This window comes from Mesorhizobium sp. M0106 (genome assembly GCF_040322715.1).
Taxonomy (GTDB): domain Bacteria; phylum Pseudomonadota; class Alphaproteobacteria; order Rhizobiales; family Rhizobiaceae; genus Mesorhizobium.
The window spans coordinates 26,566-46,784 of the sequence record NZ_JAMYUA010000015.1; the positions used below are offsets into that span (position 1 = coordinate 26,566).

Annotated in this window: 25 protein-coding genes and 1 pseudogene; 12 read left to right on the forward strand and 14 right to left on the reverse strand. The window is 63.3% G+C overall.

What is annotated here, in order from left to right:
- Positions 1-6 precede the first annotated feature (6 nt).
- From tolQ to NKJ55_RS16515, 9 genes are all read right to left on the reverse strand, one after another.
- Positions 7-717: a protein TolQ gene (gene tolQ / locus NKJ55_RS16475; protein ID WP_023677997.1), complete on the reverse strand. Its 711-nt coding sequence runs from the start codon at positions 715-717 to the stop codon at positions 7-9.
- 296 nt (positions 718-1,013) lie between these two features.
- Positions 1,014-1,484, reverse strand: a complete 471-nt coding sequence (ybgC, locus tag NKJ55_RS16480) for a tol-pal system-associated acyl-CoA thioesterase (RefSeq protein ID WP_023677998.1) — start codon at positions 1,482-1,484, stop codon at positions 1,014-1,016.
- Positions 1,485-1,611: 127 nt separating this feature from the next.
- On the reverse strand, positions 1,612-2,652 hold the full coding sequence (ruvB, locus tag NKJ55_RS16485) for a Holliday junction branch migration DNA helicase RuvB (protein WP_352450826.1): 1,041 nt from the start codon (positions 2,650-2,652) through the stop codon (positions 1,612-1,614).
- A 46-nt stretch (positions 2,653-2,698) separates the two neighbouring features.
- Positions 2,699-2,983 (reverse strand): AbrB/MazE/SpoVT family DNA-binding domain-containing protein, encoded by a 285-nt coding sequence (locus NKJ55_RS16490; RefSeq protein WP_352450827.1) that lies wholly within the window; start codon positions 2,981-2,983, stop codon positions 2,699-2,701.
- 40 nt (positions 2,984-3,023) lie between these two features.
- Positions 3,024-3,644, reverse strand: a complete 621-nt coding sequence (gene ruvA / locus NKJ55_RS16495) for a Holliday junction branch migration protein RuvA (protein WP_352450828.1) — start codon at positions 3,642-3,644, stop codon at positions 3,024-3,026.
- Between the two features lie 13 nt (positions 3,645-3,657).
- On the reverse strand, positions 3,658-4,080 hold the full coding sequence (locus NKJ55_RS16500) for a type II toxin-antitoxin system VapC family toxin (protein ID WP_023678002.1): 423 nt from the start codon (positions 4,078-4,080) through the stop codon (positions 3,658-3,660).
- Positions 4,058-4,327, reverse strand: a complete 270-nt coding sequence (locus NKJ55_RS16505) for an AbrB/MazE/SpoVT family DNA-binding domain-containing protein (RefSeq protein ID WP_352450829.1) — start codon at positions 4,325-4,327, stop codon at positions 4,058-4,060. The genes NKJ55_RS16500 and NKJ55_RS16505 overlap by 23 nt, the downstream gene beginning before the upstream one ends.
- A 56-nt stretch (positions 4,328-4,383) precedes the next feature.
- Positions 4,384-4,896: a crossover junction endodeoxyribonuclease RuvC gene (gene ruvC / locus NKJ55_RS16510; RefSeq protein WP_352450830.1), complete on the reverse strand. Its 513-nt coding sequence runs from the start codon at positions 4,894-4,896 to the stop codon at positions 4,384-4,386.
- A 264-nt stretch (positions 4,897-5,160) separates the two neighbouring features.
- Positions 5,161-6,015: an SDR family oxidoreductase gene (locus NKJ55_RS16515; protein ID WP_352450831.1), complete on the reverse strand. Its 855-nt coding sequence runs from the start codon at positions 6,013-6,015 to the stop codon at positions 5,161-5,163.
- Positions 6,016-6,206: 191 nt separating this feature from the next.
- Between NKJ55_RS16515 and NKJ55_RS16520 the strand changes: the two genes are divergently transcribed.
- Positions 6,207-6,524, forward strand: a complete 318-nt coding sequence (locus tag NKJ55_RS16520; protein WP_352450832.1) for a winged helix-turn-helix transcriptional regulator — start codon at positions 6,207-6,209, stop codon at positions 6,522-6,524.
- A gap of 38 nt (positions 6,525-6,562) precedes the next feature.
- Here the strand turns inward: NKJ55_RS16520 and rcdA are convergent, their stop codons facing one another.
- Positions 6,563-7,090 (reverse strand): protease adaptor protein RcdA, encoded by a 528-nt coding sequence (gene rcdA / locus NKJ55_RS16525; protein ID WP_352450833.1) that lies wholly within the window; start codon positions 7,088-7,090, stop codon positions 6,563-6,565.
- Positions 7,091-7,671: 581 nt separating this feature from the next.
- Between rcdA and NKJ55_RS16530 the strand changes: the two genes are divergently transcribed.
- Positions 7,672-8,223: a DUF2269 family protein gene (locus tag NKJ55_RS16530; RefSeq protein WP_352450834.1), complete on the forward strand. Its 552-nt coding sequence runs from the start codon at positions 7,672-7,674 to the stop codon at positions 8,221-8,223.
- Positions 8,224-8,262: 39 nt separating this feature from the next.
- Here NKJ55_RS16530 and NKJ55_RS16535 read toward each other — a convergent pair whose 3' ends face one another.
- A complete protein-coding gene (locus NKJ55_RS16535) occupies positions 8,263-9,033 on the reverse strand; it encodes a sulfite exporter TauE/SafE family protein (protein WP_352450835.1) in 771 nt (256 codons plus the stop codon).
- A gap of 94 nt (positions 9,034-9,127) precedes the next feature.
- Positions 9,128-9,577, reverse strand: a complete 450-nt coding sequence (locus tag NKJ55_RS16540; RefSeq protein WP_023678010.1) for an Lrp/AsnC family transcriptional regulator — start codon at positions 9,575-9,577, stop codon at positions 9,128-9,130.
- Between the two features lie 132 nt (positions 9,578-9,709).
- Here NKJ55_RS16540 and NKJ55_RS16545 point away from each other — a divergent pair, with 132 nt between their 5' ends.
- From NKJ55_RS16545 to NKJ55_RS16555, 3 genes are all read left to right on the forward strand, one after another.
- Positions 9,710-10,594, forward strand: coding sequence for a DMT family transporter (locus tag NKJ55_RS16545; RefSeq protein WP_352450836.1), 885 nt, complete (start codon positions 9,710-9,712; stop codon positions 10,592-10,594).
- Between the two features lie 176 nt (positions 10,595-10,770).
- Positions 10,771-11,418 carry a thiamine phosphate synthase gene (locus NKJ55_RS16550; protein ID WP_352450837.1) on the forward strand — a complete coding sequence of 216 codons (648 nt, stop codon included), beginning with the start codon at positions 10,771-10,773 and terminating at the stop codon, positions 11,416-11,418.
- Between the two features lies 1 nt (position 11,419).
- Entirely contained in the window at positions 11,420-12,451 is a 1,032-nt protein-coding gene (locus tag NKJ55_RS16555; protein ID WP_352450838.1) for a tetratricopeptide repeat protein, read from the forward strand.
- Positions 12,452-12,493: 42 nt separating this feature from the next.
- Here the strand turns inward: NKJ55_RS16555 and NKJ55_RS16560 are convergent, their stop codons facing one another.
- On the reverse strand, positions 12,494-13,510 hold the full coding sequence (locus tag NKJ55_RS16560) for a zinc-dependent alcohol dehydrogenase family protein (protein WP_352450839.1): 1,017 nt from the start codon (positions 13,508-13,510) through the stop codon (positions 12,494-12,496).
- A gap of 112 nt (positions 13,511-13,622) precedes the next feature.
- Between NKJ55_RS16560 and NKJ55_RS16565 the strand changes: the two genes are divergently transcribed.
- The 7 genes from NKJ55_RS16565 to NKJ55_RS16595 all read left to right on the forward strand — a co-directional run bounded on the left by NKJ55_RS16565 (position 13,623) and on the right by NKJ55_RS16595 (position 19,732).
- A complete protein-coding gene (locus NKJ55_RS16565; protein WP_352450840.1) occupies positions 13,623-14,480 on the forward strand; it encodes a LysR family transcriptional regulator in 858 nt (285 codons plus the stop codon).
- A gap of 138 nt (positions 14,481-14,618) precedes the next feature.
- Complete coding sequence (gene efp, locus NKJ55_RS16570; RefSeq protein ID WP_023678016.1) at positions 14,619-15,185, forward strand: elongation factor P; 567 nt, start codon at positions 14,619-14,621, stop codon at positions 15,183-15,185.
- Positions 15,186-15,266: 81 nt separating this feature from the next.
- Positions 15,267-16,067: an inositol monophosphatase family protein gene (locus NKJ55_RS16575; RefSeq protein ID WP_023678017.1), complete on the forward strand. Its 801-nt coding sequence runs from the start codon at positions 15,267-15,269 to the stop codon at positions 16,065-16,067.
- A 99-nt stretch (positions 16,068-16,166) separates the two neighbouring features.
- Complete coding sequence (gene trhA, locus NKJ55_RS16580; RefSeq protein WP_023678018.1) at positions 16,167-16,874, forward strand: PAQR family membrane homeostasis protein TrhA; 708 nt, start codon at positions 16,167-16,169, stop codon at positions 16,872-16,874.
- Between the two features lie 115 nt (positions 16,875-16,989).
- Positions 16,990-18,015: a MotA/TolQ/ExbB proton channel family protein gene (locus NKJ55_RS16585; protein WP_023678019.1), complete on the forward strand. Its 1,026-nt coding sequence runs from the start codon at positions 16,990-16,992 to the stop codon at positions 18,013-18,015.
- 1 nt (position 18,016) lies between these two features.
- Positions 18,017-19,048 carry a peptidoglycan -binding protein gene (locus NKJ55_RS16590; RefSeq protein ID WP_023678020.1) on the forward strand — a complete coding sequence of 344 codons (1,032 nt, stop codon included), beginning with the start codon at positions 18,017-18,019 and terminating at the stop codon, positions 19,046-19,048.
- Between the two features lie 285 nt (positions 19,049-19,333).
- Entirely contained in the window at positions 19,334-19,732 is a 399-nt protein-coding gene (locus tag NKJ55_RS16595) for a hypothetical protein (RefSeq protein WP_352450841.1), read from the forward strand.
- Between the two features lie 85 nt (positions 19,733-19,817).
- On the opposite strand, the pseudogene NKJ55_RS16600 reads toward NKJ55_RS16595, so the two are convergent.
- Positions 19,818-20,156: pseudogene (locus NKJ55_RS16600) on the reverse strand (DUF1304 domain-containing protein); the annotation flags it as partial.
- Between the last annotated feature and the right edge of the window lie 63 nt (positions 20,157-20,219).

Genomic DNA, 20,219 nt, shown 5'->3' on the forward strand with positions numbered 1-20,219 from the left:
CGTTCCTCAGGCCTTCTGCGCCACTTTTTCATCGATTTGGCGCGAGAGTATGGCGGAGAACTCATCCGCGAACCCTTCCATGCGCACCGCGATCTTGCTCGCGTCGGACGACAGCTTGTTATAGGCGATGACGGCCGGGATGGCGGCTAGCAGGCCGATCGCGGTCGCCAGCAGCGCTTCGGCGATGCCTGGCGCGACCACCGACAGGCTGGTGTTCTTCGAGGCGGCGATCGCCTGGAACGAGGTCATGATGCCGATCACCGTGCCGAACAGGCCGATGAAGGGCGCCGCCGAGCCGGTGGTGGCGAGGAAGCCGAGCCGCCCTTCCAGCTTTTCCATCTCGCGGGTCAGCGCCAGATCCATCGCTTTGTCGATGCGGGTCTGCAGGCCGAGTGGCGATTTCGCGCCTTTCTCGAAGCTCTTCTTCCATTCGCGCATGGCGGCGACGAAGATCGCGCTCATGCCGGTCGTCTTGCGGTCGGCGAGCGTGCGGTAAAGCTCTTCCAGCGACTGCCCCGACCAGAACACCTGTTCGAAGCGGTTGAGCGCCAGCCGCATGCGGGCATAGGCGACGAGCTTGTCGACGATGATCGCCCAGGTCCAGATCGAGGCACCAAGCAGCCCGATCATGACCAGCTTGACCACCCAACCGGCCTGCATGAACAAGGCCCAAATCGATAAATGCGCGCCCGGTTCGGCGAGAGCGATGTTTTCCATGTTACGTCCTTAAAGATTTTCCGGGCGTGGCTGGCGGCTGGCCCATGGGCATCCCTTGTGGTCCGTTCGCGTTAGGCTTGCGGAATAACCCCAAATGCACCGTTGGCGGCCTTTTCGGGGCAAATATTGGTGAAAGGAAGGCGCTTGGATTCTCCCAATCTTAACCAATCCCTTCATGGACCGTTATGGTTAAGGATGGGTTAGGACGTACAGCGCGGCGCATTGCCGCGCCCTGATAGACCGCCTCGCGATTCTGGCCTGGACCGGGAGCTCTGGGATCGTCCGCCTCTGAACCTTTATTTGCGCGTTCTGGGCATGAAGGCTGCGATCCAGTCCTTGGGAAAGCGCCGCGGCCGCCCGTTCTCGCCGACGATCGCCGCTTCGACACGCGCCTCGACCAGCACTTCGCTGCCGCGCTTCAATTGCTGCGCCATGACGATGCGGGCGCCGGAAATCTCGTCGGTGCGCGTATCGATGGTCAGGATGTCATCCATGCGGGCCGAACCGCGGAAATCGATCTCCATGCGCCGCACCACCCAGACTATTTTCTCGCCATGCTTGCCGTCGGCAAGCTCGGTGTGGTGGACGCCGGCCAGCCGCAGATAGTCGGACCGGCCGCGCTCGAAGAATTCGAGATAGCGCGCGTGGTAGACGACGCCGGAAAAATCGGTGTCTGCATAATAGACCCGCGCCATCAGTCGATGGCCGAATTCCGTCAGCGCGCCGGAAAGTCCGGCGGACAATGCCGATTCACCGTGATCGTCCATTGCGCTGTCCTTTTGGCCCGACAGGCCCTGTTTCAAGCAACACCTGTTTTGCGCATAGACCGGCGATGATCAAGACCTGGAGGTCTGGGCCGGGGACTGCCAGCACCGAAGCCATAAGCAGCGGAACTTAGGGTTCTTCCTGGAACAGGCTGATCTGCTGCTGCGCCAGGTCCTTTGGCGCGTCGAGGCCGAGATGCCGCCAGGCATTGGCCGCCAGCACGCGGCCGCGCGGCGTACGCATGATGAAGCCTTGCTGGATCAGAAAGGGTTCGATGATGTCCTCGATGGCATCGCGTGGCTCGGAAAGCCCGGCCGCGATGGTCTCGATGCCGACCGGCCCGCCGCCGAAATTCCGGGCGATCATCGACAGATAACGGCGGTCGAGCGCGTCGAGGCCGAGCCCGTCGACCTCCAGCCGCGTCAGCGCCTCGTCGGCGATCTTGCGGTCGACATGGCCGTCGCCGGCAACGCTGGCGAAGTCGCGCACCCGGCGCAACAGCCGGCCGGCGATGCGCGGCGTGCCGCGCGCCCTCCGGGCGATCTCCAAAGCACCGTCGTCGCCGAGCGGCATGGCAAGGATGCGGGCGCCGCGCCGCACGATCTGCTCGAGTTCCTCGACCGAGTAGAAATTGAGCCGCACCGGAATGCCGAACCGGTCGCGCAGCGGGTTGGTCAACAGGCCGAGCCGGGTGGTGGCGGCGACAAGCGTGAAGCGGGCAAGGTCGATCTTGACCGAGCGCGCCGCCGGCCCCTCGCCGATGATCAGGTCGAGCTGGAAATCCTCCATCGCCGGATAGAGGATTTCCTCGACCGCCGGGTTGAGCCGGTGGATCTCGTCGATGAACAGCACGTCGCGGTCTTCGAGGTTGGTGAGCAGCGCCGCGAGATCACCGGCCTTGGCGATGACCGGACCCGAGGTCGAGCGGAAATTGACGCCGAGCTCGCGCGCCATGATCTGCGCCAGCGTCGTTTTGCCGAGGCCGGGCGGGCCGACGAACAGCACATGGTCGAGCGCTTCGCTGCGGCCCTTGGCGGCTTCGATGAACACTTTGAGATTGGCCCGCACCGCCGCCTGGCCGACGAAGTCGCCGAGCGTCTGCGGCCGCAAGGTCTGCTCGGCGTCCTCGCCGCGTTTGTCGGGGCCAATGAGGCGTGGCGAAAGGCTCATGCGCATACCGCCCGAAAGAAAAAGTTTGTATCGATACCGATCAACGTCACCCGGCATCCTCTCGTTCGTCGCCGTGCTCCTCGCCAACAACATGGCGGCCCACTGCATCTCTTACCACCGCGTCGATCTGTTCCAGCGCAGCAGGCCCGTCAGGTGGATCGCCTAGAAATCCAGCGAGGTCGGCAAATTCGAGATTGCGCGGCCTTCCTATCAGGAGACCATCCACGACCGTCCACGCAACAGTATCGCCTGACTTGAGCGACAACTCGTTCCGGACTTTCTTTGGAATCGTAAGCTGCCCCCTGGAGGTCAAGCTTGCATATCCGACCATGCTCTTGTTCCTAGTCGGAATTTATTTGTCGGGCAACGTCTCACCGTGCCAGCTCCTTCAGCCCGAAGCGGATCAGCTTCGATGCGTCCGCCTCCTCGCCTGCCGTCTTCAGCGCTGCCGCCACCGCATTGGCGGCGGTGTCGCGCGAATAGCCGAGATTGACCAGCGCCGAGACGGCATCGGTGATCGGCGCCGAGGCAACGCCCTCGCCGAGCTCCTGCTTCAGGCCGATGGTGCCGGAGGCAGTGCCCGCATAGGCCGGCGCCTTGTTCTTCAATTCGGCGACGATGCGCTCCGCCACCTTCTTGCCGACGCCCGGCGCACGGCTGACCATGGCGATATCGCGCAACGCAATCGCATTGGCGAGATCGGTCGGCGCCAGCGTCGACAGGATGGCCAGCGCCACCTTGGCGCCGACGCCCTGCACATTGTTCATCAACAGCCGGAACCATTCGCGCTCCAGCACCGACTGGAACCCATAGAGCCGCAGCATGTCCTCGCGCACATAGGTCTCGATGAACAGCACGACCGCCTCGCCCGGCCGCGGCAATGCCGCCAGCGTGCGCGCCGAGCAGTAGGCGACATAGCCGACGCCATGCACGTCGACGATGCAGAAATCCTCGTCGATCTCATCCAGCGTGCCTTTTAGCTTGCCGATCATTTGAGCGTGCCGATCATGCCGGGTGGGTTTCCGGAGAGATGATATCGAGGTCCGGGAAATAGCCGCGATAGCGCGCAGCATTGCGCGTCAGCAGGCGATGCCCAGCGACAACCGCATGGGCTCCAATGAAGAAATCCGGCAGCGTTCGTTCGCGAATGCCGCCGGCGCGGCGATAGCGCGAGTGCGTGACACCAGCGAGGAAGGCTGCTTCCCACGGCAGAAATTCGCGATCCATCTTGAGCATGTCGGCTGCTTGACGAAGAGCCTGTTCGGTCGCAATCAACGGCGCGAGCTCGGACCAGACGATTGCATTGATTACGAGTGCGCCGTCGCGCCGGCATGCGGTAATCGCGGATGCCGACCATTTCGTCTCCCGTCCGGCAGGACCCCAAACGTCGATCAAGACATTTGTGTCAATCAATGTCGAGATCTTCACGTGGGCCCCTCAGCCATTCCACATATTCATCCGCCGTCATGCCTCCCAGATCCAGCGTACCGGCCATACGATCGAGTATCTGGCTGAATCTGCGCGAGGCTTCCTCCTCCGACATGTTTTCGTCGACGGCTATGACACGAGCGCCGTCCTCGGTGGGGACGAACTCCACCTCCGAGCCCGGGCCGATACCGAGATGATCCCGTATTTCCTTCGGGATGGTCACTTGGCCCTTGGTGGTAACGCGCATGGTAATACCTCGTTGGTATTACCTATTGCCCACTGGAGAACAAGTCAAGAACATACTTATCCGGCCAGCGCCGCCATCCTGTAGGCGATGCTCTGCCGGTGATGCGCGTGACAGATGGCGATGGCCAGCGCATCGGCGGCGTCGTCGGTGTCGAAAGTCGCCTTCGGCATCAGCACCTTGACCATCATGTGGATCTGCTTCTTGTCGCCATGGCCGACGCCGATCACCGCCTTTTTGACGGCGTTTGGCGCATATTCGGCAACGACAAGGCCGGCACGCGCCGGCACCAGCATGGCGATGCCGCGTGCCTGGCCGAGTTTCAGCGTCGCCGCCGCGTCCTTGTTGACGAAAGTTTGCTCGACCGCCGCCTCGTGCGGCATCGCGGCATGCAGGATCTCGGCGAGCCCGTCATGCAATTGGCAAAGACGCACCGCCAGCGCGGCCTTGTCGTCGGACCGCACCGTGCCGGAAGCGACGAAGCGCAGCGAATTGCCGAGGCTTTCGACTATGCCCCAGCCGGTGCGCCTCAGCCCTGGATCGATGCCGATGATGCGAATCGCTTCCCCCATCCGTCAACTTTAACCCCGGCGAGCAGCGATGCCAGCGAAATGTGAACAAACCAGAAACAGCAACCGAGTCTGGTTTAGAGAATGTTTGAGAATTCGCTCTGGCGAGACAGATAGCGTGGTTTTCGAGAACCGGAGCGGAGCGTACATAAGTACGCGAGCACCGGAAGCGCAGAAAGCTGCGCTACTCTAGTCGTTTGAATAACTGTTGGCGCGAGCGACAGACGGTCCTCTGATCCTTTGGCGGATGTGACAGCCGTCTCGGTTTCAACCGCGCAATGCTGCCGCAACGACGCTCTCCAGTGGCGTTGTCGGTCGACCGATCAGCCGGCTCATGGCGCCGCCGTCATCGAACAACGCTCCGCGTGAGGCTGCAATGTCGGCATCGGCCAGGATAGCGGCGAGATCGGCGGGCAGCCCGGCGCCTGTCAACACACCCTCATAGGCCGCCCCGGCAAGATCGTTGTAGGCGATCGCCTTGCCCGATTGCCGCGAGACCTTCGCCGCAAGCTCGGCGAGCGTGAAGGCTTGGTCCGCGGCGAGCTCGTAAGTCCTCCCTGCTTGATCCTCGCTCGTCAGCACCACGGCCGCGGCCTCGGCATAATCCTGCCGCGCCGCGGACGAGAAGCGCCCCTCATTTGCGGCGCCGATGAAGGCGCCGTGCTCCAGAGCCGCCGGGAGCGCCATCAGATGGTTCTCGGTGTACCAGCCGTTGCGCAGGATGACGGCGGGTAGGCCGGAGGCCGCGATGACCTCCTCCGTCTGCCGATGTTCGACCGCGAGCCTCGCGGGAGACGTGTCCGCATGCAGCATGCTTGTGTAAGCGATCAGCGAAACCCCCACCCGTTGGGCGGCCTTGATCACTGACCGATGCTGCGGCAAGCGGCCGCTGACTTCGGTCGAGGAAATCAGCAGCAGTCTATCGATGCCGGCCAGCGCCATCGGGAGCGTGTCGGGACGATTATAGTCCGCCTCCCGCACGACTACGCCGCGTTGGACAAGATCGCGGGCCTTTGCCGGATCACGAACCGCCGCAACGATCCGGCTGGCCGGAACTGTCTTCAGCAGTGCGTCGATCACGAGACGGCCAAGCTGTCCTGTTGCTCCAGTTATTGCGTACATCGTTCTGTCCATTTCGTGGTTGGATGGATTGAGAGCCTCAGATAGCGGCTCTCGTTACCTCGGAAACCACGTATCTTGTAGTTACCATCATTTTCCGGTAACCAACTGGAAACTCTCATGGAAGATGCGCGATGGTCCTCAGGATGCGAACGAAGGTGAAGGCGCTTCCCGGCTGCCCCATGTCGAGGTGCATGGCGCTGCTTGGCGGGTGCTGGACACCCGAGGTGCTCTGGTCCTTGAGCGACGGCCCGCGCCGGTTCTCCGAATTGCGCCGCGATATCCCAGCCATTTCGGCGAAGGTGCTGACCGCCAGGTTGCGCGATCTCGAGGAGCGTGGCGTCCTCGCACGCCACGTGATGCCGACATCGCCGCCGACCGTGGAGTATGAGCTGACGTCATTGGGACAGGAGCTGCTCCCAGCGATCAGGTCTATCGTGGAGGTCGGATCGCGCCTGCTGCTGCGTGATTCTCCCCGCCTGATGATCGCGAGCCCATCCCTTCGCGGTTAGTCTAGATGGCCGCCGGAGTAGAATTATGAAACGGTCTCTCAGCCGCGGGCGAAAGCCGTGTTGAGCAGCGTGATCTGGTCGGAGACCGGATTGAGGCGACGGCTCGACGGCGGCACCTCGGCAAGGCCGCCATAGATCTCCTCGTCCATCCGGCGCACCAGCGCCTGCAGCCGCAGCGAACGGTTGACGAGGTCGATGAAATCCTTCGGCAGCTCGGCCCAGCCGGGCGCCTCGTCATGCGCCGAGGCAGTGTCGAGACGCACCTTGGATTTTTCTGAGGCCACCTGATCGCGGGTCATCTCGCCGGAATTCGCCGCCCGCTGCAAAAGCAGCCACGAGGCGACCTGCATCAGCCTGGTGGTCAGCCGCATCGATTCGGCCGCATAAAGCGTCGCCGCCAGCCTCGACAGCTTCTTGGCCTCGGCGCGGCCCTTGCCGTCGAGATATTCGGCCGCCTGCTCGACCAGGCCCATGCCTTCCTGATAGAGCGGCTTGAAGGATTGGGAGAAAACCCGGCGCTCCGCCAGCTTGATGGTTTTCGCGCTCGCCTTCGAAGGCTCGTTCATCGCTACGCCCCTGCACTTGCCTGACAGCCGGCCGATTCGGCTCTTGGCCGCCATATCCGGCAGCCTAAACGACTGAAGCTTGAAAATGCGCTTCGCTGCCAGCGAAGGCAAGCACATGTTTAACAAACGGTTAACGGCCGCATTTAGCCGGAAGGACGCCCATGCCGGCGGACAAAAAAAGAGCCGCGGATAAGGCGGCTCTCAGGAGTTTAACAGGGAGGCGTCAAACAAAGTGGCTCCAACCACTCGGTAAGAATCCAGATCACTGGATGGACATAGTAAACGCCTGTAAAGCTTAACGAAGCCTTAACGCAGGGCATATTTTTCGATCAAGCGCCCAGCATCTGTGCCGTAACAGCACAGCTGACTGGCCACGGCACCCGTTCCCACTACCGGCTGGAAAGTCGGGGCGACGCGCTTGCGCCATGTTTCCTCCAGATCGTGACCGACATATCGAAACAGATCCGCTCGCCGCGCGACATCGTTCCGAAACAGGCGCCGCGGTAAACGCCCGCTCCTCGCAACGAGGCGGAGCAAACCTTGCGCTCCGGCAAATCATCAAATCTCTCAAGGAGCGAATAATGGACTGGTACTCGGCCGTTAAATTTCTGCATATCGTCTCGGCGATCCTCTGGGTCGGCGGCGGCTTCACGCTGATGCTGCTCGCGGTACGCGCCGACCGCGCTGGAAACGTCGAAGGCATGCTGCAGGCGATGCGCGCCACCGGCGAGCTCGGCAACCGGTTCTTCGCGCCGATGTCGATGCTGACATTGCTTTTCGGCCTCATCATGTGCGGCTTCTGGGTCGGCTTTTCCGATCTGTGGGTGCTGATCGGCCTTGCCGGTTATGCGACGACCTTCTGCATCGGCATGTTCATCTTCAAGCCGACTGCCGACCGCATGGCAGGCATGATCGCCAAGGAGGGCGTGACGCCGGCAGTGCTTGCCCAGGGCCAGCGCGTCCTCAGCGCCGCGCGCTTCGACTATTCGGTGATGCTGGTGATCATCGCGGACATGGTGCTGAAGCCGACGCTGCACGACATCACCATTCTGGGCTGCATGGCGTTCGTACTGGCAACCGGCGCCGCGCTCGCGCTTGGCAGGACGCGGCAGCTGCTGCCGAGTGCCGCCTGAGGTGTAAGGAACCGGCGGCGGCCGAATGGGGCCGCCGTCTTACAGGAGGCCGGCGATGCCGTCCCACAGAAGCTTGACCGCGACGACCGCCACGGTCGCATAGGTGAAGGGATAGAACAGCTCCGGCCGCATCCGCCGCACCAGCCAGGCGCCGGCGATTGTCGACAGCGGCGCCAGCGGCATCAGCACCGCCGACGCAGTCAAATTGGTGGTATCGAACTGGCCGAGCGCGAAATAAGGGATGAGCTTCAGCGCATTGGTGACGGCGAAGAAGATCGCCGCGGTGCCCGACAGCACCTTCGGATCGAGCCTGATGGGCAGCGCATAGACCTGAAAAGGCGGGCCGCCGACATGGGCGACGAAGCTGGTGAACCCGGCAACGGTTCCCCAGAAGCCCGCGGCGACGCGGTTGGGCTCCGCCGCGTGGCCGGCACCGTGGCGGAGCTGCAAATAGAGCCAGCGCAGCACGAAGATCAGGGCAACCGCGCCGACGATCAGCCGCACCATCTCTTCGGTTACAAGTGCCGCCGTCAGCCAGCCAAGGGCAATGCCGATCACGGCGCCCGGCATCATGTCGGCCAGCATCTTGCGGTCGAAGATGCCCCACCACGTCCACACCGAGACAATGTCCATCAGGCACAGAATTGGCAGAAGAATTGCGGCAGCCTGAACCGGCGGCATGGTCAGCGCCATCAACGGCACGCCGACAAAGCCGACGGCGCCGCCGAAGCCGCCTTTCGACAGGCCGACGAGGATGACGGCCGGAATGGCCGCGGCATAGAACCAGGGATCGACGAGCAGGCCTGACATGGGGAAGGGACGCTGGAGGGAAAGTGATCTCTGGAATAAACCAGAAATGGCCAGACCGCGACCGCAAATATGTGGGCCACGCGACCGAAATCCGTCACATGTTTGGCATGTCGAGCGGCGGCGGGCGTCTCCGGATCGGCTGCGCCTTGATGATGGCGGTGCTGGTTTCGGCCTTGTCGGCGATGCGGTCGAGAATCCCGTCGAGCTCGCCGATCGAGCGGACGAACAGCCGGGCAACGAAGCAGTCATCGCCCGTCACCTTGTCGCATTCGCCGAATTCCGGGATTTCCTCGATCAGCTTCTGGACGATGTGCAGCTTGCCCGGCAATGGCCGGATGCGAACGATCGCCTGCAAGGCGTAGCCGAGCGCCTGCGGATCGATGTCGATGGTGAACGCGCGGATGACGCCGCGATCCTCTAGCCGCCGAAGCCGCTCCGAAACGCTTGGTGACGACAACCCGACCTGCAGCGCCAGTTCCTTCAGCGAGGTCCGTGAATCCTTGACCAGGATATCGAGGAGCTTTCTATCGAGCTCGTCCAGCATTTTACAATTCCAAGAAAAAGCCGATTCTTACCTAATTTAATTAGGTTTGCTCTGCATATCACCAGCTAGAAGTCATGGAAAGACCCGATCCGCTGTGGGATTATAAAATCTCAACGAGTTTCAGGAGCACCCATGGACAGCACGGTACGCGGCACGATCGAAATGACGGCGGCGATGGCGATCCTCGGCACGATCGGCTGGTTCGTCGTCCTTTCCGGCCAGCCCATCATGGACGTGGTGTTCTGGCGCTGTGCTTTCGGTGCGGTAACGCTACTGATCATCTGCGCGGCGCTTGGGCTGCTGCGCGGCAGGCTGTCGCTTCGCATCGTCACGATCGCGGCGCTCGGCGGTGCTGCCATCGTTATCAACTGGCTGTTGCTGTTCAGCGCGTTTTCCCGCGCGTCGATCTCGATCGCCACGGCCGTTTACAACACGCAGCCCTTCATGCTGGTGGGTTTTGGCGCGCTCTTCTTCTCCGAACGGCTGACGATGACCAAGCTGACCTGGCTCGGCATCGCCTTCGCCGGCATGCTGCTGATCGTGCAGGCCGCGCCCGATGCAGGCGATCATGGTACGGATTACTTTACCGGCATTGCGATGGCGCTGGCCGCGGCTTTCTTCTGGGCCGTTGCGGCTATCGTCACCAAGAAGCTCAAAGGCACGCCGCCGCACCTGATCGCCCTGATCCAGGTCTGCGTCGGCGTTCTCATGCTGGCACCCTTCGCCAATCTCACCCACCTTCCCGTCGATGCGCGGAGCTGGGTCATGCTGGCGACACTCGGCATCGTCCATACCGGTCTGATGTACATCCTCATGTACGGCGCCATCCAGAAGCTGCCGACGCATCTGCAGGGATCGCTGTCCTTCATCTACCCAGTCGTCGCCATCCTCGTCGACGTCGTCGCCTTCGGCCACCGGCTGCATCCGGCGCAGATCGTCGGCGCCGCCGCCATCCTGGTCGCCGCCGCCGGCATGAATCTCGGCTGGTCGCTGTGGAAATCGAAGGTGCCTGCGTAGGGGCCGCAAGCGACCGGCGGGGAGAATTTCGGCCAACGGCAGCCATGCGCCGAGCCCCATAAAATCGTTGACGGCAATCGTGATCCCCCTGCCGCCTGTTCAACTCCCGCACTTTGCTCTATGCCGCAATGCAACCATCTTCGCCCGGCATAGGCGATAACCGGGACCGAACACCAATGAATGACGCAACGCCGCCCAACCGCTGCCGCATCGTGCTGATCGCGCCGCCGAACGTGCCGGCCGAGCGCATCGCCGCGGCCTTCGACGGCGGTGACGTCGCCTCGCTTATCCTGCCGGAAAACGGTATGGACGAGGCCTCTTTCCAAGCCTTTGCCGAACAGATCGTGCCGGTGGCGCAAGCGGCCGGCATTGCCGTCATCATTGCCGGCGACACCCGCATCGCCGGCCGCGTCCAGGCCGACGGCATTCATGTCGAGGTCGGCAAGGACGAGCTCGCCGAAACGATCGAACACTTCCAGGCCAGGATGATGGTCGGCACCGGCGGCGCCAAGACCCGCGACGATGCGCTGGAACTCGGCGAGGTCAGGCCTGATTACATTTTCTTCGGCCGTTTCGGTTACGACAACAAGCCTGAGCCGCACCCCCGCAACCTGTCGCTCGGGCAATGGTGGGCGGACGTCATCCAGATCCCCTGCATCGTCATGGCCGGATCGGATCTTGCCTCGGTGGAAGCGGTCGCCGCCACCGGCGCTGAATTCGTGGCACTGTCCAGCGCCGTTTTCGCCGACGGCGTCGATCCGAAGATGGCGGTCGCCGCCGCCAACGCGCTGCTCGACGAAACCGCGCCGCGCTTCGAGGACTGACGTGCTCTCGCGGAAAATCCTTTTCAGCGCCTTTCTTGCAACGGCCGTGACGCAGGCGATAGCGGCGGAACCCGTTCCGCTGCCGCAGCCCAGGCCGGATTCCAGCGAACCTGCCGACAAGCCGATCGCCGCACAATTGCCGCAGCCCGCCACCACCACGCCGTTGCCGTCGGCCGACACCATCAACCCCGACCGCTTCGGCGCAAAGCCGTCCGATGCTGCCTACGGCGCCTTTCAGCGCGGGCTCTACAAGACGGCCTACAACCTTGCGCTCTCCCGCGCTCAAAACGGCGATCCGGCAGCACAGACGCTGGTGGCCGAGATATTGTCGCGCGGCCTCGGCGTGCCGGTCGACGCGGCAGGGGCGGCGAAGTGGTATGCGCTTGCCGCCGAGCAGGGCGTCCCGGAATCGCAATTCCAGTATGCGCTGATGCTGCTCGACGGCCGCTACGTCAAAAAGGACGAGAAGGAGGCCTATGCGCTGATGCAGGCCGCCGCCGAGGCCGGCAACCGCCTGGCGCAGTTCAATTTTGCGCAGCTGATGGTCGAACAGGAGCCCGGCGATGCCGGTATTGCCAAAGCCGTATCCTATTACGAGCGCGCTGCCGCGACCGGGCTTGCCGACGCACAATATGCGATGGCACAGGTCTACGCCAATGGCGCCGGCGGCAAGCCGCGCGACGATGTCCGCGCCCGCGGCCTGCTGGCACAGGCCGCGCGGCAGAACTACGACACCGCACAGATCGATCTCGCAACCTGGATGATCGAGGGGCGCGGGGGGGCCCGCGACCTGAAATCCGGCTTCAACTGGATGAAGCAGGCCGCCGAGGGCGGCAATGTCGCCGCCCAGAACCGTCTCGCCAAGCTCTACATGAACGGCATCGGCACCGACCCGGATCTGATCCTCGCCGGTGCCTGGTATGTTGTCGCCCGCCGCGCCGGGCTCATCGACCAAGAGATGGACGATTTCCTGCAGGGCCTGACCGACGAGCAGACGCAGCAGGCGCTACAACGGGCCAACCGCCTGCCCTGACCGCGGTCTCGCGACTCATTGCACCAGGCTCATCAGGCGGACTCATTGGGTATGATCGAGCACGACCTTGCCGAAGGGAGAGCCGTGTTCAAGGTACCGAAAGGCTTCGGCGGCCCGGCTCCATGGCACGACCCGGTCGATCACCGGTTTCAAACGGTTGACGGCGATAGCGCGGTTCATCTCTTCAAAGGATTCGCGTGAGCCCACCGGTATGCCTCGCGCCCTGACCTGCCGGCGGAAGATGTCGAGCGGGTTGATGGCGCCGTCACTGCCGCCGAGATAGCCGATGACGTTGATCTGGGCGCCGCGCGCCGCTGCCCTCAGCGATTGTGCAAAACTCTGCGGTCCGCCAACCTCGATGATATGGTCGGCGCCGCGGCCATCCGTCAATCCCAGCACGGCCGATGCCCAATCGGGGACGCTGCGATAGTTCACGCCATCCTGCGCGCCAAGTTGCTTTGCCCGCGCAAGCTTCTCGTCGCTGCTCGACGTCACGATGACGCGCGCCCCGGCAGCGGCGGCGAACTGCACCGCAAACAGCGAAACGCCGCCGGTGCCGAGGCAAAGCACGGTGTCGCCGGGTTTGACGCTGCCCTCCGTAAACAGCGCATGCCATGCCGTCACGCCGGCGCATGGCAGCGTCGCCGCCTCGAGGTCGCTCAGATTGGCCGGCGCCAGCACCGCCGCCTGTTCGTCGAGCCGGGCAAATTCGCTGAGCAGCCCGTCGATCGGGCCGCCACGTTGATAGGATGGCTCGGCCATGGCGAAACTGCCGCCGACCCAGCGATGCCAGAACGTGCCGCAGACCCGGTCGCCGATCTTGAACCGGCTGACCTCGGCGCCGATGGCAACGACTTCGCCGACGCCGTCCGACAGCGGCACCAGCGGCAATGCAAACTTCGTGTGATGGCTGCCGCGAACGATCTCGGCATCGCGGTAGTTCAGCGCCGTCGCCTTGACCTTCACAATCATCTCCTGGCGCCCCGGTTCAGGCATCGGCCGCTCGACCATTCTGAGGCTCTTGAGGCCGCCCGGGCTCTGCAATTCGATCGCTTTCATCGTCGTTCCTTTTCAGCTGGGTCCTGCCAGAGGAAAATCGCTTGCCATCCACCGGATTTCAAATTCATAATGTTCAGCATAATTATGCTTCTATGACATGTTCGGGTGTGTCGTGCTTGAAGAACTGAAAACACTGGCCCTCTTTGCCGAGGAGGGTTCGATTCAGAAGGTGGCGCAACGCCTGCCGTTGACGCAGCCGGCCGTCACCCGCCAGATCCAGCGGCTGGAGGAGATGCTCGGCACGGAATTGCTCGACCGCCGGCTAAAGCCGTCGCGACTGACCCCGGCCGGCGTAGAAGTGCTGGCACGCGGCAAGGACATTCTCGCCGCCGTCGACGCGCTGAGATCATTCGCCAAGGGCGACGAGCCGGAGGGCCTGCTGCGGCTCGGCCTCGCGCATGGACTTTGCGACAAAGCCGTGGCCGCCGCCATCGGTGATGCCGTGGCGCGGTTTCCGAAGGTCTCGCTGCGTCTGAAGAGCGGCTGGAGTCTTGAGCTGGCCGACCAGCACAAGCGCGGACAGCTCGACCTCGCCTTCATCCTGGACGGCAGCAATTCCAAACCTGGAGACGGCGTTGTCGGAACCGAGCCCCTCGGCATCATCGCTGCCGAAAACACCAGTCGGCAAGCCGACGTCAAGACCATGCCCTGGGTCCTCAGCCCTGAACCCTGCGACGCGCGCCGGCGGCTGGCGGCTGCCCTGGCCGAGGGCGGCCACAGGTTGATGGTCGGCGCCGAGATTCAGGACAGCGCGCTGCAGATCGACTGGGTTCGTCGAGGCCAAGGCCTTGGCCTGCTGCCCAGGCGGCTGCTGCGGGAAAAGCTGCCGCAGGGCATTGCCCTGGTCGACGCTCCCGGCCTCGAGCTGTCGCTGCGAATTGTCGTGCTGCGTTCGCCGCACCTGCATCTTTTGAGAGAGGTCGCCGACGCGGTGACCGAGGCCGTCACCGCGACTGTCAGGGCGGACTGAGGCCGCCACGCCGCGCTGCCGTGCCAGCTTCGTTCCCGCTTCATCGGAAGGCGCTCCTTGCCTCTGCTGGCGATTTGTGGTCTTGGAGGCGCCAAATTGCCCTTTGCGGCGATCGTCTCATTTCCGGATCACCTCACCATGGCCAAGATCAATGGCAACGAAATCCGTCCCGGCAACGTCATCGAGCATGATGGCGGCCTTTGGGTGGCGGTCAGGACCAACACCGTCAAGCCCGGCAAGGGCGGCGCCTACAACCAGGTCGAACTCAAGAACCTGATCAACGGCACCAAGCTCAACGAGCGCTTCCGCTCGGCCGAGACGGTCGAGCAGATCCGGCTCGATCTGAAGGATTTTTCCTTCCTCTACGAGCAGGGCGACGCGCTGGTGTTCATGGACACCGAAAGCTACGAGCAGCTCGAACTGCAAAAGGAGTTCGTCGGCGATCGCGCCGCCTTCCTGCAGGACGGCATGATGGTGACGGTCCAGCTCTATGACGAAAGGCCGATCGGCATTTCGCTGCCCGACCAGGTGACGCTGACCATCACCGAGGCCGACCCGGTGGTGAGGGGCCAGACGGCAGCCTCGTCCTACAAGCCGGCGATACTCGAAAACGGCATCCGCGTGCTGGTGCCGCCGTTCATCGGCTCGGGCGAGCGCATCATCGTCGATACCAACGAAATCACTTACGTGCGCCGCGCCGACTAAGGCGTGATCCCAAAGAGTTGCAGACTTTTTGGATAAGATCATGCGTCAAGGCAGATAGGCGCAGCGACAGGAAGAACAGCAATGGCGCGTTCCGCGATCCTCAATGTCATGGTCCAGGCCGCAATGAAGGCCGGCCGCTCGCTGTCGCGTGACTTCGGCGAAGTGCAGAACCTGCAGGTCTCGATGAAGGGGCCGGGCGACTATGTCAGCCAGGCCGACCGCAAGGCCGAAGACATCGTCTTTGCCGAACTCTCCAAGGCGCGGCCCGGCTACGCCTTCCTGATGGAGGAACGCGGCGTGATCGAGGGCGACGACGGCCAGCACCGCTGGATCGTCGACCCGCTCGACGGCACCACCAATTTCCTGCACGGCATTCCGCTCTTTGCCGTTTCGATCGCGCTGGAGCGCCAGGGCCAGATCGTCGCCGGCGTCGTCTACAATCCGGCGATGGATGAGCTCTATACCGCCGAGCGCGGCGGCGGCGCTTTCATGAACGACCGCCGGCTGCGCGTCGCCGGCCGCACCAAGCTGGTCGATGCGGTGATCGGCTGCGGCATGCCGCATCTCGGGCGTGGCCAGCACGGCAATTTCCTCATCGAGTTGCGCAATGTCATGGCCGAGGTCTCTGGCGTCCGCCGTCTCGGCTCCGCCTCGCTCGATCTCGCCTACGTCGCCGCCGGCCGCATGGACGGGTTCTGGGAAACCGGCCTGTCGGCCTGGGATGTCGCCGCCGGCATTTTGCTGATCCGCGAGGCGGGCGGTTTCGTCTCCGATTTCGCCGGGGGACAGGATGTGCTGAACGCCGGTTCACTGGTCGCCGGCAACGAACTCATCCAGCGCGCGCTGTTGAAGACTATCAAAAGGCCACTCTCAGCCGGCTGATAGAGGCACGCCGCGCTGAACCGCCGCAGTCGCAAAACCGCAACCAAAGCTTGAAATACTGTCCCGCGGCCGCCCAGATAAGGTGGCGCAGGATCATCGATGACGAACAGCCGGCCCCAACCCCAGAGCGAACTCTCCCAGCTCGATATTCCCTTTATGGGGCGCTGGCATTACTCGCGCGCCGAGATCATCGCCGACGGCATTGTCCACGCCGTGGGCATCGTGCTAGCGATCGCTGCCGGCTCGACGCTGCTGGCACTGGCCGCCTATCGAACCGGCCCCGGCGAATACGTCGCCGCCGCCTTCTATGTAGTCTCGCTGCTCACCGTGCTGTCGGTTTCGCTGGCCTACAATGTCTGGCCGGTGTCGTCGCCGGCAAAATGGATATTGCGGCGCTTCGACCATGCCGCGATCTATCTGCTGATCGCTGCCACCTACACGCCTTTCCTGGCCCAGCTCGGCGGCTCGCCGCTGGCCGTTTCCATGATCGTCCTGGTCTGGACCGCCGCGGCGGTCGGCATCGCCATCAAGGTCTTTCTTCCCGGCCGTTTCGACCGGCTGGCGATCGTCTTCTACCTAGCCATCGGCTGGAGCGGTATCGTTCTGGTGGAGCCGCTCGTGCGGACGCTGCCGGCGACATCGATCGCGCTCATCGTTGCCGGCGGCATCGTCTACTCCTGTGGCGTGATCTTCTTCGCCTGGAAGGGCCTGCGCTTCCACAATGCGCTGTGGCATGGCTTTGTCGTCACCGGCGCCGGCCTGCATCTGGCCGCCATGGTCGACTGCCTGGTCATCAACCGGCTTTGACCTCCGGTCGCGGACAGTGGCAATATTGCCAAGCGCCATTCAATTTCGTCACAATTCCGTTTAGAGTCGCAAACACAAATTGATCGGCGGCGACGGCATCGGAAACGGGGCACGGATGACTCTTCTCAGATCCTTCGGCATGGGCAGGCGCTCCGACGTTCTGATCTACGATCCGCACAAATTGTCGAGCCCGCAGGTGTTTCTGCTGACCATGGTGATCTTTCTGTTCATCGTGGCCTTTATCGCCGCCATCCTGACGCGCCAGATCTCGACCGCCTTCGTCACCAATCCCGGTCTCAACGGCCTGATCATCGGCGTGCTGGCGGTCGGCATCCTGCTGGCCTTCGTCCAGGTCGGCCGGCTGTTCCGCGAGGTGCGCTGGGTCAACTCGTTCCGCGCCGGTTCCGAAACCACCGAACCGGTGCTGCTGGCGCCGATGAAGGCGATGATCGGCCGCTCCTCGACGATTGCCTTCTCGACCAGTTCGATGCGCACCATGCTGGATTCGATCGCCACCCGGCTCGACGAAAGCCGCGACACGTCGCGCTACCTTGTCGGACTGCTGGTGTTCCTCGGCCTGCTCGGCACCTTCTGGGGCCTGCTCAACACGATCGGCTCGATCCGCGAAACCATCGAGTCGCTCGATCCCGGCACCGGCGATGCCGCGGCCGTGCTCGAATCCCTGAAGCAGGGGCTTTCCGCTCCGTTGGCCGGCATGGGCACCGCCTTCTCGTCCTCGCTGTTCGGCCTCTCCGGCTCGCTGGTGCTCGGCTTCCTCGACCTGCAGGCCGGCCGCGCCCAGACGCGCTTCTATACCGAACTCGAAAACTGGCTGTCCTCGGTCACCGACCTGTCCTCCGACATCGTCGTTGCCGACGCGGCCAAGACCGAACCCTCCGAGGAAATCCGGCTGTTGTCGGAAAAGCTGCGCACTCTGCAGGAGAATGGCGGCGGCTCCAATCCGCGCGTCGCCACCGCCATGGCCAATCTCGCCGACGGCATTTCCGGCCTGGTCAAGAACATGCGTTCGGAACAGCAGATCATGCGCGACTGGGTCGAGGCCCAGTCGGACGAGCAGAAGGCGATGCGCAACACCCTGGAGAAGATCGCCGACGCCTTGAAGAAGCCTGGAGTGCATTGACGTGGCGTTGGCACGAGGCCGGCGCTCCGACCGCCGCATCGATTACTGGCCGGGCTTCGTCGATGCGCTGTCGACGCTGCTGCTGGCGATCATGTTCCTGCTGACTGTTTTCGTGCTGGCGCAGTTCCTGCTCGGCCGCGAGATCTCCGGCAAGGACACGGTGCTCAACCGCCTCAATTCGCAGATCAACGAGTTGACCCAGCTTCTGGCGCTGGAACGCTCGACGACGCAGGACAAGGAGGACACCCTTGCCAATTTGCAGGCATCGCTGTCTGCATCGGAGGCGGAGAAGAGCCGGCTCGAGCAATTGCTGGCGCAAGGCGCCGGTGCCGGCGATGCCGCCAACCAGCGCGCGACGGCACTTTCCGGCGAGCTCGACAGCCAGCGCCAGATCAGCCAGCAGGCGCTGAGCCAGGTCGAGATCCTCAACCAGCAGATTTCGGCGCTGCGCAGGCAGATCGCAGCGCTCGAACAAGCGCTCGACGTGTCCGAAACGCGCGACCGCGAATCCAACACCAAGATCGCCGATCTCGGCCGCCGCCTCAACGTCGCACTGGCGCAACGCGTGCAGGAGCTAAACCGCTACCGCTCCGATTTCTTCGGCCGCTTACGTGAAATTCTTGCCGACCGCGAGAACATCCGCATCGTCGGCGACCGCTTCGTCTTCCAGTCGGAAGTGCTTTTCCCGACCGGCTCCGAGGTGATCAACGATGCCGGCAAGGTCGAGATGAAGAAGCTCGCCGATGCCATCATCGAATTGCAAAAGGAAATCCCGCCGGAGATCAACTGGGTGCTGCGCGTCGATGGCCACACCGACAACAAGCCGCTCTCCGGCACCGGCCGCTACCGCGACAATTGGGAATTGTCGACGGCGCGCTCGACATCGGTGGTCAAGTTCCTGATCGAGAACGGCGTGCCGGCCAACCGGCTGGTCGCGGCCGGCTTCGGCGAATTCCAGCCGCTCGACCCCGCCGATACCGAAGAGGCGCGCAACAAGAACCGCCGCATCGAGTTGAAGCTGACCGAGCGGTGATCTGCAGGCCTTTGGCTTGTATCATGCGCCAGGTCGGGCCAGGTCGAGCCGGCTCGAGCCGGCTCAAGTCGGCGGCATTTAGGGCATTGGTGCGGCAGCGGCAAGAGCTGAAAAAATTACCTTTTTTTAATTACACTTTGCCGCCATGGCCTTTTAGCCTTGGTCATGGGCCGAGAACCGCCGGCGGTGGAACCGCTCATCGCGACGCGACGGAACCTGACGGCCCCGCGGCCGGAAGGCAGGACCCTCCCAACCACCGCCTTCCCCAGTAAAGGAGACGCAACCATGCGCTTCTTCGCTCCCACGAATCTCAGGACTGCTACGCTCGCCACACTGCTCCTCGCCGTTCCGTTTGCTGGCGCTTACGCCGGCCCGCGTGCGACGGCCTTGATCAATCAGATCCAGAGTGTGGAGACGGGTATCCAGGGCGCCATCCGGGCGAACAAGCTCGAGTCGGGCGAGGCACGTGACTTGCGCACGCAGGTCGCTCAACTCGATCGGGCCGCCCAGAGGGCCGCACGCGATGGAACCATGCCGAGCACGCAATATCAGCAGTTGCTGGCGCAGCTCGACGATGTCAGCCAAAAGCTGCGCGCTGACACCGGCAGTGCCTTCCTCATCGGCAACGGCGCCGATGGCGGATACTATCCCAACGGCTACGGCCCAACTTATCCAGGCGGCTGAAATCGGCCGCAGTGCCCGGCAGTGTGGCAATGGATTTTGCGCATGATCCTTTTCCAGCTTTCGGTTCGGGGATCATGCGGCTAGCCAACGCCAGTGCAATCAGCGCCAGCACTGCCGGCACTGTCTCGATGAACAGGATTTTGCGGCCCGCCGTTGCCGCCGTAAAGGCCGGCGACGGCGACGCAGAGCAAGAAGAAGACTACTGAAAACCGGCTTCGCCGAGGTAAAGCCCCCAGGTCAGGCCGGCTGCGAGAAAGCCGTTGTAAAGCCCCTGATTGGCAGCAAGCACTTTCGAGGCCCTGGCGAATTCCGGCGTCAGCCTGAATACCATATGGCCGCGCGGCGTGTCCTACAGCACCATCTCCAGGTAGACGATGCAGAGGTGGATCACGGCCACCAGCCCGACCAGCACGTTGGCGATCATTTTTCGTCTCCCCCATCGCGGTCTGCCGCCGCCGGACGACATTGATCACGCACGCCACCGCTT